Annotated in this window: 12 protein-coding genes; 6 read left to right on the top strand and 6 right to left on the bottom strand. The window is 72.4% G+C overall.

Annotated features, from left to right (window positions below):
* The first annotated feature begins 89 nt into the window (after positions 1-89).
* From ACULK4_RS07420 to ACULK4_RS07405, 4 genes are all read left to right on the top strand, one after another.
* A complete protein-coding gene (locus tag ACULK4_RS07420; RefSeq protein WP_445965487.1) occupies positions 90-554 on the top strand; it encodes an Lrp/AsnC family transcriptional regulator in 465 nt (154 codons plus the stop codon).
* A 4-nt stretch (positions 555-558) separates the two neighbouring features.
* Positions 559-1,440 carry an ATP-grasp domain-containing protein gene (locus ACULK4_RS07415; protein WP_445965486.1) on the top strand — a complete coding sequence of 294 codons (882 nt, stop codon included), beginning with the start codon at positions 559-561 and terminating at the stop codon, positions 1,438-1,440.
* 72 nt (positions 1,441-1,512) lie between these two features.
* Complete coding sequence (locus tag ACULK4_RS07410; RefSeq protein ID WP_445965485.1) at positions 1,513-2,184, top strand: ArsR/SmtB family transcription factor; 672 nt, start codon at positions 1,513-1,515, stop codon at positions 2,182-2,184.
* Positions 2,184-2,396, top strand: a complete 213-nt coding sequence (locus ACULK4_RS07405; RefSeq protein WP_445965484.1) for a hypothetical protein — start codon at positions 2,184-2,186, stop codon at positions 2,394-2,396. The genes ACULK4_RS07410 and ACULK4_RS07405 overlap by 1 nt, the downstream gene beginning before the upstream one ends.
* Before the next feature lie 66 nt (positions 2,397-2,462).
* Here ACULK4_RS07405 and ACULK4_RS07400 read toward each other — a convergent pair whose 3' ends face one another.
* On the bottom strand, positions 2,463-4,745 hold the full coding sequence (locus ACULK4_RS07400; RefSeq protein ID WP_445965483.1) for a polyribonucleotide nucleotidyltransferase: 2,283 nt from the start codon (positions 4,743-4,745) through the stop codon (positions 2,463-2,465).
* 324 nt (positions 4,746-5,069) lie between these two features.
* Positions 5,070-7,103 carry a glycosyltransferase gene (locus tag ACULK4_RS07395; RefSeq protein ID WP_445965482.1) on the bottom strand — a complete coding sequence of 678 codons (2,034 nt, stop codon included), beginning with the start codon at positions 7,101-7,103 and terminating at the stop codon, positions 5,070-5,072.
* Positions 7,104-7,363: 260 nt separating this feature from the next.
* Between ACULK4_RS07395 and ACULK4_RS07390 the strand changes: the two genes are divergently transcribed.
* Positions 7,364-7,570, top strand: a complete 207-nt coding sequence (locus ACULK4_RS07390) for a dodecin family protein (RefSeq protein ID WP_445965481.1) — start codon at positions 7,364-7,366, stop codon at positions 7,568-7,570.
* 107 nt (positions 7,571-7,677) lie between these two features.
* Here the strand turns inward: ACULK4_RS07390 and ACULK4_RS07385 are convergent, their stop codons facing one another.
* The 3 genes from ACULK4_RS07385 to ACULK4_RS07375 form a co-directional block, all read right to left on the bottom strand.
* Positions 7,678-8,307, bottom strand: coding sequence for an FMN reductase (locus ACULK4_RS07385; RefSeq protein ID WP_445965480.1), 630 nt, complete (start codon positions 8,305-8,307; stop codon positions 7,678-7,680).
* Positions 8,304-9,527 (bottom strand): LLM class flavin-dependent oxidoreductase, encoded by a 1,224-nt coding sequence (locus ACULK4_RS07380; RefSeq protein ID WP_445965479.1) that lies wholly within the window; start codon positions 9,525-9,527, stop codon positions 8,304-8,306. The genes ACULK4_RS07385 and ACULK4_RS07380 overlap by 4 nt, the downstream gene beginning before the upstream one ends.
* A 102-nt stretch (positions 9,528-9,629) precedes the next feature.
* Entirely contained in the window at positions 9,630-10,382 is a 753-nt protein-coding gene (locus ACULK4_RS07375; RefSeq protein WP_445965583.1) for a fructosamine kinase family protein, read from the bottom strand.
* 189 nt (positions 10,383-10,571) lie between these two features.
* Between ACULK4_RS07375 and ACULK4_RS07370 the strand changes: the two genes are divergently transcribed.
* The gene (locus ACULK4_RS07370; RefSeq protein ID WP_445965478.1) at positions 10,572-11,333 is read left to right on the top strand and encodes a glycosyltransferase family 2 protein; all 762 of its coding nucleotides are present in this window, start codon (positions 10,572-10,574) and stop codon (positions 11,331-11,333) included.
* Here the strand turns inward: ACULK4_RS07370 and ACULK4_RS07365 are convergent.
* Complete coding sequence (locus ACULK4_RS07365) at positions 11,323-12,282, bottom strand: alpha/beta fold hydrolase (RefSeq protein WP_445965477.1); 960 nt, start codon at positions 12,280-12,282, stop codon at positions 11,323-11,325. The genes ACULK4_RS07370 and ACULK4_RS07365 overlap by 11 nt on opposite strands.
* Positions 12,283-12,366 lie beyond the last annotated feature (84 nt).

The following is a 12,366-nucleotide window of genomic DNA, read 5'->3' as shown; positions in this document are numbered from 1 at the left end:
GACGATCTGGCATTCGGCTCAAGCAACGGCGGACGAGTTGCGCACATTGCATGGTGCACCGCCACGTCAGGGTGCTAACGTGTGGCGCTATGAACGGCTACGACGCGGTCGACCGAGCCCTGCTGAAGGCGCTCGCCGACGATCCGCGCGCCACCGTCGTGGCCCTGGCCGATCGGCTCAAGATGAGCCGCAACACCGTGCAGGCGCGGATGGCGCGGCTGGATGCATCCGGAGCGTTCATGTCGTTCGAGCGCAGCATCGACCCGGCGCCGCTCGGCTACCCGCTCGAGGCGTTCGTCGCCGTGCACGCGCGGCAGAAGGTCCTCGCCGACGTGGTACGGGAGCTCGCCAGGATCCCGGAGGTGATCCAGGCCCACGGGCTGTCCGGCCAGGTCGACCTGCTCGTGCGGGTCGTGGGTCGCGATGCGCACGATCTCTTCCGCATCGACGAGGAGATCCTCGCGATCGACGGCGTCGAGCGCACCGAGACATCGCTCGTCATGGGCGAGCTCATCCCCTATCGGCTCGCACCGCTGCTCGCCCGGTCGGGATGATCGGATGGCGCGCGTCGCGGTGCTCCGCTGCGAACGGCTCCCGCGGTTCGTCACCTGGGAGATCCGGGACGTCGACGCGCTCTTCGAGGACGACCGGCTCCTGATCGCCGCGCTCCGCCGGCGCGGGGTCGACGCGGTGCCCGTCGCGTGGTCCGATGACGCGGACTGGGCGGGGTTCGACCTCGCGGTCCTGCGCAGCACGTGGGACTACGTCGACCGGCTCCCCGAGTTCCTCACCGCCCTCGCGGCCATCGAGGCTCAGGGATGCCGCGTCCGGAACCCGCTCGACGCGGTCCGGTGGAACAGCGACAAGCGCTACCTCGACGCGCTCGCCGACCGGGGCCTTCCCTTCGTGCCGCTGATCCGAACGGTGACGTCGGACCCGGACGCGGCCGTGCGCGCCGTCTCCGCGGCCGGGTGGGACGAGCTCGTCGTGAAGCCGACGGTCGGGGTCGGCGGCTCCGGGGTGGTCCGGCTCCCCGCCCCCCGGCTGTCGGAGCACCTGCGCACGGTCGGGGACGCGATGCTCGTCCAGCCGTTCGCGCCGGCGGTGCTCGAGGAGGGCGAGTACTCCTTCGCCGTGATCGGCGGCGAGGTGAGCCATGTGCTGCGCAAGCTGCCCGCCGCCGGCGACTTCCGCGCACACGGCATCTACGGCGGCACCGTCGCGGCCCATGCGGCTTCCGCCGACGACCTCGCCCAGGTGCGCGACCTGTACTCGCGGCTCCCGTTCGACCTCGACTACGCGCGGATCGACGTGGTGCGGTTCGGCGGTCGACTCGCCGTGCTCGAGCTCGAGCTGATCGAGCCCATCCTGTACCTCTCCCTCGCGCAGGATGCGGCGGACCGACTCGCGGCCGCGGTGCTCCGCCACGTCGCCGGATAGGATCGCGCGATCCAAAGAACTGTTTGCAAAGTACCTATTGCAAAGCTTCCTTTGCAGCGATATCTTTGCAACATGGATGACGTCACCAAGGGCCTCGAGGACTGGCCGAGCAGCACGAGACACCCCGGCATCGACCACCTGCTCCCGTCCGAGAGCCTGAAGAGCCTCGCCCACCCGCTGCGGGTGCGCATCTACGACGAGCTGTCGTCGTACGGCCCGTTCACCGCCAGCATGCTCGCCGAGCGCCTGGGTGAATCGAGCGGGGCCACGAGCTACCACCTTCGGCAGCTTGCGCGTGCCGGCCTCGTGCGGGAGGACACGACGCGTGGGAAGGGCCGTGAACGCTGGTGGGAGCGCAGTCCGGGCTCGATCGCGATCCCGGACGCGCGAGACCTGCCGCCGGGCAGCGCGGAGCGGCTGGCGGTGAAACTGGTCGAGGACGAGTGGTATCGATCACGCGAGCAGAACTTCCGCGAGTACGTGGCCGAGGGCGAGGCGGTGTTCGGGAGCGACTGGCTCGAGGTCGCCACGTCGGACACCATCAACCTGCGACTCACGCCCGACCAGTTGCACGGGCTCGTGACCGAGATCGACGTCGTCCTGCAGAAGTACATCGGCGCCTACAAGCGCACGCCGTCGGCCGGCTCGCGTCCCGTGCAGATCCACGTCAACGCGTTCCCGCTCGTGCGCGGCGAGCCGACCGCGGACTCCCCGGAGACCGCGGACTCCCCGAAGGAGGCGTGATGGACTCCCTGACGTACTCCCCCGGCTCGAACCGGCTCGGCGAGTGGGCCGTGCGGACCGGCCTCGCACTCGCCCGCTGGGGCCGGCGCCGGGCCGCACGCCGCATCGATCGCGACCGACTGCTGCGGCGCATGGCCGAGCGGTCCGCCGCCGACGCCGCGATCGCTGAACGCGACCGCGTCATCCGCTCGGCGACGTTCCTGCCGATGTAGTCGACGAGACGACGGATGCCCGCCCCGACGAGGTCGGGACGGGCATCCGCTTCGAGCGGGGATCGCCTACGCGTCGGCGCCCTCCGCGGGGGCCTCGGCGTGCTCGCCGGTGGCCGAGCGACCGTTGGTGTCGGCGTCGTCGGCGATGACCGGGGCGAGCGAGAGCTTGCCGCGGTCGTCGATCTTCGTGATCTCGACGAGGATCTTCTGGCCGACGCCCAGCACGTCCTCGACGCTCTCGACGCGCTTGCCGCCGGCGAGCTTGCGGACCTCCGAGATGTGCAGGAGGCCGTCCTTGCCGGGCAGCAGCGAGATGAAGGCGCCGAACGCGGCGATCTTCACGACGGTGCCGAGGAACTGCTCGCCGACCTCGGGGTTGGTCGGGTTGGCGATCGCGTTCACCGCGGCGCGGGCGGCCTCGGCCGTGGGACCGTCGGTCGCGCCGATGTAGACGGTGCCGTCGTCCTCGATCGAGATGTCGGCGCCCGTGTCGTCCTGGATGCCGTTGATCGTCTTGCCCTTCGGGCCGATCAGCTCGCCGATCTTGTCGACCGGGATCTGCACGCTGATGACGCGCGGCGCGGTGGGCGCCATCTCGTCGGGACCGTCGATGGCGGCGTTCAGCACCTGCAGGATCGTGGTGCGCGCCTCCTTGGCCTGGGTCAGCGCACCCGCGAGCACCGAGGCGGGGATGCCGTCGAGCTTCGTGTCGAGCTGGATCGCGGTCACGAACTCGGACGTGCCGGCGACCTTGAAGTCCATGTCGCCGAGCGCGTCCTCCGCGCCGAGGATGTCGGTAAGCGCCGCGTAGCGGGTCTCACCGTCGACGGTGTCGGAGATGAGGCCCATCGCGATGCCCGCGACCGGCGCCTTGAGCGGCACGCCCGCGTTCAGCAGCGACAGCGTGGACGCGCAGACGGAGCCCATCGAGGTCGAGCCGTTCGAGCCGAGCGCCTCGGAGACCTGGCGGATGGCGTAGGGGAACTCCTCGCGCGTGGGAAGCACCGGCATGAGCGCACGCTCGGCCAGGGCGCCGTGGCCGATCTCGCGGCGCTTGGGCGAACCGACACGACCCGTCTCACCCGTCGAGTACGGCGGGAAGTTGTAGTTGTGCATGTAGCGCTTCTTGGTGACCGGGCTCAGCGAGTCGATCTGCTGCTCCATCTTGAGCATGTTCAGCGTGGTGACGCCCAGGATCTGGGTCTCGCCGCGCTGGAAGATGGCGGAGCCGTGCACGCGGGGGATCACCTGCACCTCGGCGTCGAGCGGACGGATGTCGGCCAGGCCGCGACCGTCGATGCGCACTCCCTCGGAGAGGACGCGCGAGCGCACGACGTGCTTGGTGACGGACTTGTAGGCGGCCGAGACCTCGCCGTTGGCCGACTCGGGGAGTTCCCCGGCCTCGACCTTGGCGGCGACGGCCTCCTTGACGCGCGCCTTGAGCGCGTCGTCGGCGTCCTGGCGCTCGACCTTGCCGGCGATCTGGTAGATGCCCTTGAGCTCCTCGAGCGCGAGCTCCTCGACGGCGGCCCTGGTCGCGTCCTGGTAGGGCGGGAACGTCGGGTAGTCGGCGGTCGGCTTGGCCGCGGTCGCCGCGACCTTCTGCTGCGCCTCGACGAGCTGCTTGATGAACGGCTTCGACGCCTCGATGCCCTGTGCGATGACGGTCTCGTCGGGCTTGACCGCACCGGCCTGCGTGAGGTTCCACGCGTTGTCGGTGGCCTCGGCCTCGATCATCATGATCGCGACGTCCTGCGAGCCGTCGGCCTCGGTGACGACACGGCCGGCGACGACCATGCTGAAGACCGCGTCCTCGAGCTGCGAGTGCTTCGGGAAGCCGACCCACTGACCGTCGATGAGGGCGACGCGCACGCCGCCGACCGGTCCGGAGAAGGGCAGGCCCGACAGCTGCGTCGAGAGCGACGCGCCGTTGATGGCGAGCACGTCGTAGAACTCGTCGGGCTCGATCGCGAGCACGGTCACGACGACCTGGACCTCGTTGCGGAGGCCCTCGACGAACGAGGGGCGCAGCGGGCGGTCGATGAGGCGGCAGGTGAGGATCGCCTCGGTCGAGGGACGGCCCTCGCGGCGGAAGAACGAGCCGGGGATGCGACCCGCGGCGTACATGCGCTCCTCGACATCGATCGTGAGCGGGAAGAAGTCGAAGTGCTCCTTCGGGTGCTTCGACACCGACGTGGCCGAGAGCAGCATGGTCTCGTCGTCGAGGTAGGCGACCGCCGAGCCCTGCGCCTGCTGGGCGAGGCGTCCGGTCTCGAAGCGGATGGTGCGGGTGCCGAACCGACCGTTGTCGATGACGGTTTCGGCGAACGTGATTTCAGGACCTTCCAAGAGGTCTCTCTCCTTTGTTTCGGCTCGCACGCCCGTGTGGCGCGCGAGGTGAACAAGGAGCAGGAACAGGCAGATCTCAGCGCGTCGATGACCCGCCAGCGCTGGCCACCAGTAGAAGTCCACCAAGCTCTCGCTTGGTAAGCCACCACAGGGGACCAGCTTCCTGCCGGCCTGCTCCAGAGCGCCCGAACGATGGGGCGCGAGCTCATGTTGATTTGAGCGGGTGCCGCACGGGCACCCTGGGCGAGCCTACCAGCCCGGCGTGTCGCAACCTAGCGGGGCCCGGTGGCCGGATGCCGCGGCGCTCCCGCGACACGGCCGCCGTCAGGTCCGCGCGCCGCCCCTCGAGCGATGGCCTCCGGGCGGGGGCACGGGCACGAGCGCGTCGTGCTTCGGGTCACGGCCGTCGCCCGCGGTGCGGCCGAGGAGGCGGCGTCCCGCCCATGGCGCGGCGTGCCGCCGGATCCACTCGGCGGTGCCGAGGGGCGGCGCGTCGGGCTCGTCGGCGTCGCCGTGCAGGGCCGCGTCGAGCCCCGCGAGCGCCGCGGCATCCGGCACCCCCAGCACCGACGCAGCCGCGTACGCGAGCGTGCGGTGACCCGACGAGTTCAGGTGCACGCGGTCCTCGGCCCAGACTCCGCGGACGGTGAGCCCGGTGTGCGCGCCGGCGTCGAGCACGAAGGCCCCGCTCGCGTCGGCGCGTTCGAGCAGGCGCTCGGCGAAGCGTCCGAACTGCGTGCGCACCACCCCGAGCCGTGCGTGCGCCGGCAGGAACGGCGCGACCACGAGCACGTCGCATCCGGTCGAACGGACGGCGTCGACCGCATCGGCGAGCCGGCCCGCGAGCACGTCCCAACGCGCACCCACCCGGACGAGGTCGTTGCCGCCGATGAGCACCGACACGAGATCCGCCTCGAGCTCGACGGCCCGGGGCAGCTGCCGCCCCACCGCGTCGCCGACCCTGCGGCTGCGGACCGCGAGGTTCGCGTAGGCGACGCCGTCTCCGGCCGAGGCGAGCAGCATGGCGAGCCGGTCGGCCCAGCCGCGGTACTCCCCCGCGGCCATGCGCGAGGAGTCGCAGAGTCCCTCGGTGATGGAGTCGCCGACGGCGACGTAGCGCCGCCATCCGCCGGCGGGCGGCGCCGGCGGCGCCGGCGTATCGGCGGCCGCGGCGCCCGCGCGCGGCATCCGCTCGCCGCGCTCGGCCGTCGCGACCGGCTCGACCGTCGGCGCCGCCCCGACGAGGCGCGCGCGAATGCCGCGCGCCTCGTCGTAGTGGCCCAGCAGTTCATCGCCGAGTCGCTCCCAACTGCGGTCGGCGACACCCTCGCGCGCCGCCTCGCCGAACGCACGCCGCTTCGCGGCGTCTCCGGCGAGGTCGCGGACACGCGCCGCGAGTTCGCCGAGGTCGCCGGGCCGGTACAGCCAGCCGTCGCGGCTCGAGTGCACGAGGTCGAGCGGGCCGCCGCGACCGGTTGCCACGACCGGCACTCCGCTCGCCAGGGCCTCCTGCACGGTCTGGCAGAAGGTCTCGCTCTCGCCGGGATGCACGAAGAGGTCGAGGCTCGCCATCGCCGTCGCGAGCGCGTCGCCGCCGAGGAACCCCGTGAACCGCGCGCCCGGCAGCATCGCCTCGAGCGCCGGCCGCGCCGGGCCGTCGCCGATCACCACGAGCCGCAGGCCCTCGATGCCGGTGAGCGCGCGGAGGTCCTCGACCTGCTTCTCGGGCGCGAGGCGGCCGACGTACCCGACGAGCACCTCGCCCTCGGCCGCGTATCGCCGGCGCCACGCCGGGTCGCGCCGCGCCGGCTGGAATCGCTCGGTGTCGACCCCGCGCGCCCACCGCCGCATGCGCTCGACGCCGTAGTCCTCGAGCCGTTCGGCCGCCGACGTCGACGGTGCGAGCGTCAGTGTCGCGCGTCGGTGGATGCGGGCGACGTGCCGGGCGAGCATCGGCCCCGCGCCCGGCACCTGGTAGCGCTCGGCGTACGCGGGCACGTCGGTCTGGTAGACGGCGACGGATGGCACGCCGAGCCGCTCGGCGGCGAGCACGCCCTGCCAGCCGAGCACGAACGGCGACGCCAGGTGCACCACGTCGGGCGCGAAGTCGGCGAGCACGCCCGCGAGCCGGCGGGCGCCGGCGAACGCGACCCGCACCTCGGGGTACCCGGGCAGCGGCACCGAGCGGAGGAACTCGGCGCGGGCCCCGTGGAGCCCGTGCTCGACCGGCCCCGAGCGCGGTGCGATCACGAGGGCCTCGTCGCCGCGTCGTTCGAGGTGGCGCAGCACCTGCAGCAGCGAATGGGTGACGCCGTTCATGTGCGGGAGGAACGATTCCGCGAGGAGTGCGACCTTCACGGCTCCCAGCGTGGCGTGGCCGGAGCGGCGGCGCACGGCGCGACGCCGGTGGTCCACGAGGGTTCACCCAGCCGACGGATGCCGTTCCCGGGACGGTCGCGCGCGGGTCACGCCCGGCGAGCGCGCCGGGCTCCGGAGGCGCGGGAGGTGGCCCCGCGGCATCCGTTCACGCAACCCCTCGCGGCGGGAGCCGAGGAGGCGCATGATTGGCCCTGGGGGGCATCGTCCGGTGCGTCCCGGATCGTTCGAGGAGGAACTCCATGTCATCCGTCGCACGGGTCACCACCATCACCGCCTTTTCCGAGACGAGCTTCGAAGACGCCGTCGCGGTCGGCATTGCACGCTCGGCCCAGACACTGCGCGGCGTCAAGGGCGCCTGGGTCAAGGAGCAGAAGGTCAAGGTCGACGGCGACCGCATCATCGAGTGGTCGGTGACCCTCGAGGTCACGTTCGTGCTCGACGACTGACGCGTCGCGCGGCCATCCGGACCACGAGCCGGGGCCGGGAGGACGATTCGCCTCCGCCCCGGCTCGTGCCGTGGTGCGAGCGCCGCGGTGCGCGGCGCGCGCTGCGGCTACTCCCCCGCGAGCCCGCCGAGCAGGTGGCCCATGGGCCGGTCGAGCGCGAAGGGGTCGTTCACGCGGTCGCTCCGGTCGGTGCGCTCGACGAGCTCGGCGAACTCCCGCGCGCCGCGGAAGATCCGCTCCGGGAGGGAGCGGACGCCGTCGCCGCCCCCGCCCCAGTCGCCGGTGGCGGCGAACACGCCCGTCGTCACCGGTATCGCGTGCAGGTAGGTGAACAGCGGCCGGATGGCGTAGTCGATCGCGAGCGAGTGCCGCGGGGTGCCGCCGGTCGCGCCGATGAGCACGGGGAGGTCGGTGAGCGACTGCGGGTCGATCACGTCGATGAACGACTTGAACAGGCCCGCGTAGCTCGTGGAGAAGATCGGCGTGACGGCGATGAGGCCGTCGGCCGAGGCGAGCTCGTCGAGCACCTCCTGCAGCTTCGGCGGCGCGAAGCCCGTGAGCAGATGGTTCGTGATGTCGTGCGCGAGGTCGCGCAGCTCGACCGTGCGGACCTCGGCCTCGACGCCCCGCTCGCGGAGGACGCCCACGGCGTCGGCCGTGAGCCGGTCGGCGAGCTGCCGGGTCGAGCTCGGCGTGCTGAGGCCGGACGAGACGACGACGATGCGCTTGGCGGTCATCGGACACCCGCCGTCCGGGTCGCGGCGAGCCCGAATGCCGAACCCTGCGCCACGGCGGGCTCGGGCTCGGCGTCCTGGTAGGGCGAGCCGGCCGTGAGGTTGTCGCCGCGGTTGGCCCGGGGCGTGGCCTGGCGGGGCGCCCGGTCGCCGTACGTCGCCGCGACGAGCGACGCGTGCGTGGGCGCGTCGGGCACCTCGGCCGGGCGGTCCTTCGCGAACTCGCGCCGGAGCACCGGCACCACCTCGCCGCCGAGCAGGTCGAGCTGCTCGAGCACGGTCTTCAGCGGCAGGCCGGCGTGGTCGAGGAGCCACAGCTGGCGCTGGTAGTCGCCGACGTAGTCGCGGAAGCCGAGCGTGCGGTCGATGACCTCCTGCGGGCTGCCGACCGTGAGCGGGGTCTGCTGGGTGAAGTCCTCCATGCTCGGGCCGTGTCCGTAGACGGGCGCGTTGTCGAAGTAGGGCCGGAACTCGTTCACGGCGTCCTGCGAGTTCTTCCGCATGAACACCTGGCCGCCGAGGCCGACGATCGCCTGCGCGGCCGTGCCGTGCCCGTGGTGCTCGTACCGCTGCCGGTACAGGGCGATCATGCGCTGGGTGTGCGAGGCGGGCCAGAAGATGTGGTTGGCGAAGAAGCCGTCGCCGTAGAACGCGGCCTGCTCGGCGACCTCGGGCGTGCGGATCGAGCCGTGCCAGACGAACGGGGGCACGCCGTCGAGCGGCCGCGGCGTCGAGGTGAAGCCCTGCAGCGGCGTGCGGAACCTGCCCTCCCAGTCCACGACGTCCTCGCGCCAGAGCCGGTGCAGCAGCTCGTAGCTCTCGATCGCGATGGGCAGGCCCTGGCGGATGTCCTTGCCGAACCACGGGTAAACGGGTCCGGTGTTGCCGCGGCCCAGCATGAGGTCGGCGCGGCCGCCCGACACGTGCTGGAGCATCGCGTAGTCCTCGGCGATCTTGACCGGGTCGTTCGTGGTGATCAGCGTGGTTGCGGTCGACAGCTGCAGCGTGCTCGTCTGGCCCGCGATGTAGGCGAGGGTCGTCGTGGGCGAGGAGGACCAGAACGGCGGGTTGTGGTGCTCGCCGAGCGCGAACACGTCGAGCCCGACCTCCTCCGCGTGCTTGGCGATCGTCAGCGTCGCCTGGATCCGCTCGGCCTCACTCGGCGTGCGGCCGGTGGTCGGGTCCTGCGTGATGTCGCTGACGGTGAAGATTCCGAACTGCATGTCTCTCGCCCTCCTGGGCTTCCTCGGCTTTGCATACATTGGCATGCAATTGATGAGAACGGATGCCGCGACCAGACTATTCCCGGCGGGGTGCGACGCCGTTCAGGCCAGTGCCAGCACGGCCTCCGCGGCATCCGCGAGCGCCACGCCGTACCCCCGGCCGTGCCCGGCGGCGTGCACGGCCAGCGGATGCAGCTGGTGCACCGGCACGCGCTCGCGCCATCCTGATCGCAGCGGCGCTGCCCGGTCGTACGCCTCCAGCACGTCCTCGAGGAACGGGCAGCCGAACAGCTGCAGCATCGCCAGGTCGGTCTCGCGGTGGCCGCCGTGCGCGGCAGGGTCGATGAGCACCACGCCGTCCGCCGACCACAGCACGTTGCCGTTCCAGAGGTCGCCGTGGATCCGTGCCGGGGACTCGTCGTCGTCGAAGGCTCCGGATGCCACGGCCGCGGCGGCCCGACGGACGAGCTCCGCCTCGACCGGCGTGACGTCCCCGACCTGCTCGGCGATCGCGAGGAACGGCAGGACGCGGTCGCGGGCGTAGAACGCGCCCCACGTCGGCTCGGCCGCCGACGGCATCGGCCGACGGCCGATGAAGAGCGGCCCGCTCCAGCCGTCCGGCGGGGCGCCGAACGCGCTCGCCCCGGCGGCATGCGTGCGGGCGAGCGCGACTCCGAAGGCCGACGCGGCGGCAGGCGCGGGCCCGGTCTCGTCGATCCGCTCGAGCTCGATCCACGCGGTCCCGACGCCGTGCACCCTCGCCGTGCGTACGCCGCCGGCCGCGGCGAGCCAGGCGAGTCCGGCCGCCTCCGCCTCGAAGAAGCCCTCCGGTGCATCGGCACTGCGTTTGACGATCGTCTCCACGACGCCCAGTCTGCCGCCGGCGTCCGCGACGAGGCTCCGGCAGGCCGAGCGGGGCGAGCGCTCGGCCTTGACATCCGTCGGTGAAGCCCGTATCGAGGGGACCATGCAGGGTTCGACGCGATCTCGTCCCCGGAGCGTCGAGCCCCGCCGGCCGCCGCGCGCCGGCCAGGCCGGCTGCGGATGACCGTGCTCACGATCTCCGTCGTCATTCCCAGCCGGAACGACGCGTCGTACCTCGCGACGTGCCTCGAGGCGATCGCCCGGCAGACCCGCGCGGCCGACGAGGTCATCGTCGTCGACGCCGACTCGACGGATGGGACCGCGACGGTCGCCCACGCGGCCGGCGCGAGGGTCGTGCGCCCGCCGGCACTGGGCATCTGGCCCGCGACCGCGGCCGGGTTCGACGCAGCATCCGGCAGCATCCTCGCCAGGCTGGATGCCGACTCCGTGCCCGCGCCGGACTGGCTCGAGCAGGTCGAGCGACGGATGTCGCACCCCGACCACCCGACGGCGGTGACCGCAACGGGGAACTTCTACGGCGGGACGGCTCCGCGTCGGTGGGCGGGTCGCCGCCTCTACCTCGGCGGCTACTTCGTCGCGATCGGCGCACTCCTCGGCCATCCTCCGCTGTTCGGATCCAACTTCGCGCTGCGCCGCGACGCGTGGGCGGTGCTGCGCGACGTGGTGCACCGCGATCGTGCCGACGTGCACGACGACCTCGACCTGTCATGGTGGATGCAGCCCGGCATGACCGTCGCGTACGAGCCATCGCTCGTCGTCGGAGTGTCGGCCCGCCCGTTCGAGAGCGCGTCGGGGCTGTGGCGGCGCGTCCGAATGGGATTCCACACGCTGAAGGTCGACCGCCGCGCCTGGCCGCCGCTCCGGCGGCGAGCCGAGCGGCGGCGCGCCGCCCGCCCACCGTCGGACGCGGTCAGGGAGTGAGTCCAGCCTCGGCGTAGAGCGCGAGGAGGTCGCGTGCGAGCTGGTTCGGAGACTGCTCGCACGGGCTGTGTCCCGACGGGTACTCCTCGAACCGGGCGCCGATCTCGCGCGCGAACGCCTCGTGGAACCGCCGCGGCCAGATGTCGTGCTCCCCCACCGCGACCAGCATCGGCACGGACGAGCCGGCGAGCTCCCGGCGCAGGTCCGGTGTGCGCATCATCAGCCCGATCATGTCGACGACGCTCTCGCGGCGCGTCGACGCGAATCGGGAGCGGACGAACGCGAGCCGACGGGGCGGGACGCGGTTGAGGTTGTTGCGGATGCCCCAGAGCATGAGCTCGGCACCCTGACGGGGCGACGCGACGCCGGTGATCGGGCCGATGGCCTTCATCCCGCGGAAGACCTGCCCCGCGAGCGGCGGGGTGCTGAGCAGCGTCAGGCTCGTGAACCGGTCGGGGCGCTCGACGAGCGCCCGTTGCGCGATCGTCCCGGCGAAGCTGTAGCCCAGCACGTGGGCGCCGGGCGCGCCGTCGTCGAGTACGGCGAGCAGGTCGTCGACGAACAGCCGCTCGTCGTAGTGCTCGCGGGGCGGTACGAGGTTCCACGGACCCGCATCCGCCGACTCGTACTGTCCGGCGAGGTCGAACGACTCGACCCGATGACCCGATGACGCCAGCAACGGCATGAGCAGCACGAAGTCCTCCTTGGACCCCGTGGCTCCCGGCACCAGCACGATGCGCGGGCCGTCGGCAGGACCCATCGCGACCCGGGCGAGCGCGCCGCTCGGCGCTGCGAACGTCGTGCGCTCGGCACCCGGCGGGAGCACGCGCCAGTCGATGTCGGGAAGCCGGTCGTCGCGCGAGCGCTCGTCGTCCACGGCGGCGGCACGACGGCCCGAGGCCACGCCGCGCCGGGGGAACCGGCCGATGGTGCCACTGGACTCGACCACGTGCACACGCTACCGCCCGCCCCCGCGGACGAGCGCGGGGCCCGCCGCTCTCGCGACGGGCCCCGCCGGGGTCGATCGATCCGG

The organism is Agromyces selenitireducens, from assembly GCF_052748465.2.
This window is presented reverse-complemented; position numbering and strand designations above follow the sequence as displayed.

Coding starts and splice junctions, on each gene's coding strand:
- ACULK4_RS07420 (WP_445965487.1), top strand. CDS start 90: ATGAACGGCTACGACGCGGTCGACCGAGCCCTGCTGAAGGCGCTCGCC.
- ACULK4_RS07415 (WP_445965486.1), top strand. CDS start 559: ATGGCGCGCGTCGCGGTGCTCCGCTGCGAACGGCTCCCGCGGTTCGTC.
- ACULK4_RS07410 (WP_445965485.1), top strand. CDS start 1,513: ATGGATGACGTCACCAAGGGCCTCGAGGACTGGCCGAGCAGCACGAGA.
- ACULK4_RS07405 (WP_445965484.1), top strand. CDS start 2,184: ATGGACTCCCTGACGTACTCCCCCGGCTCGAACCGGCTCGGCGAGTGG.
- ACULK4_RS07390 (WP_445965481.1), top strand. CDS start 7,364: ATGTCATCCGTCGCACGGGTCACCACCATCACCGCCTTTTCCGAGACG.
- ACULK4_RS07385 (WP_445965480.1), bottom strand. CDS start 8,307: ATGACCGCCAAGCGCATCGTCGTCGTCTCGTCCGGCCTCAGCACGCCG.
- ACULK4_RS07380 (WP_445965479.1), bottom strand. CDS start 9,527: ATGCAGTTCGGAATCTTCACCGTCAGCGACATCACGCAGGACCCGACC.
- ACULK4_RS07370 (WP_445965478.1), top strand. CDS start 10,572: ATGACCGTGCTCACGATCTCCGTCGTCATTCCCAGCCGGAACGACGCG.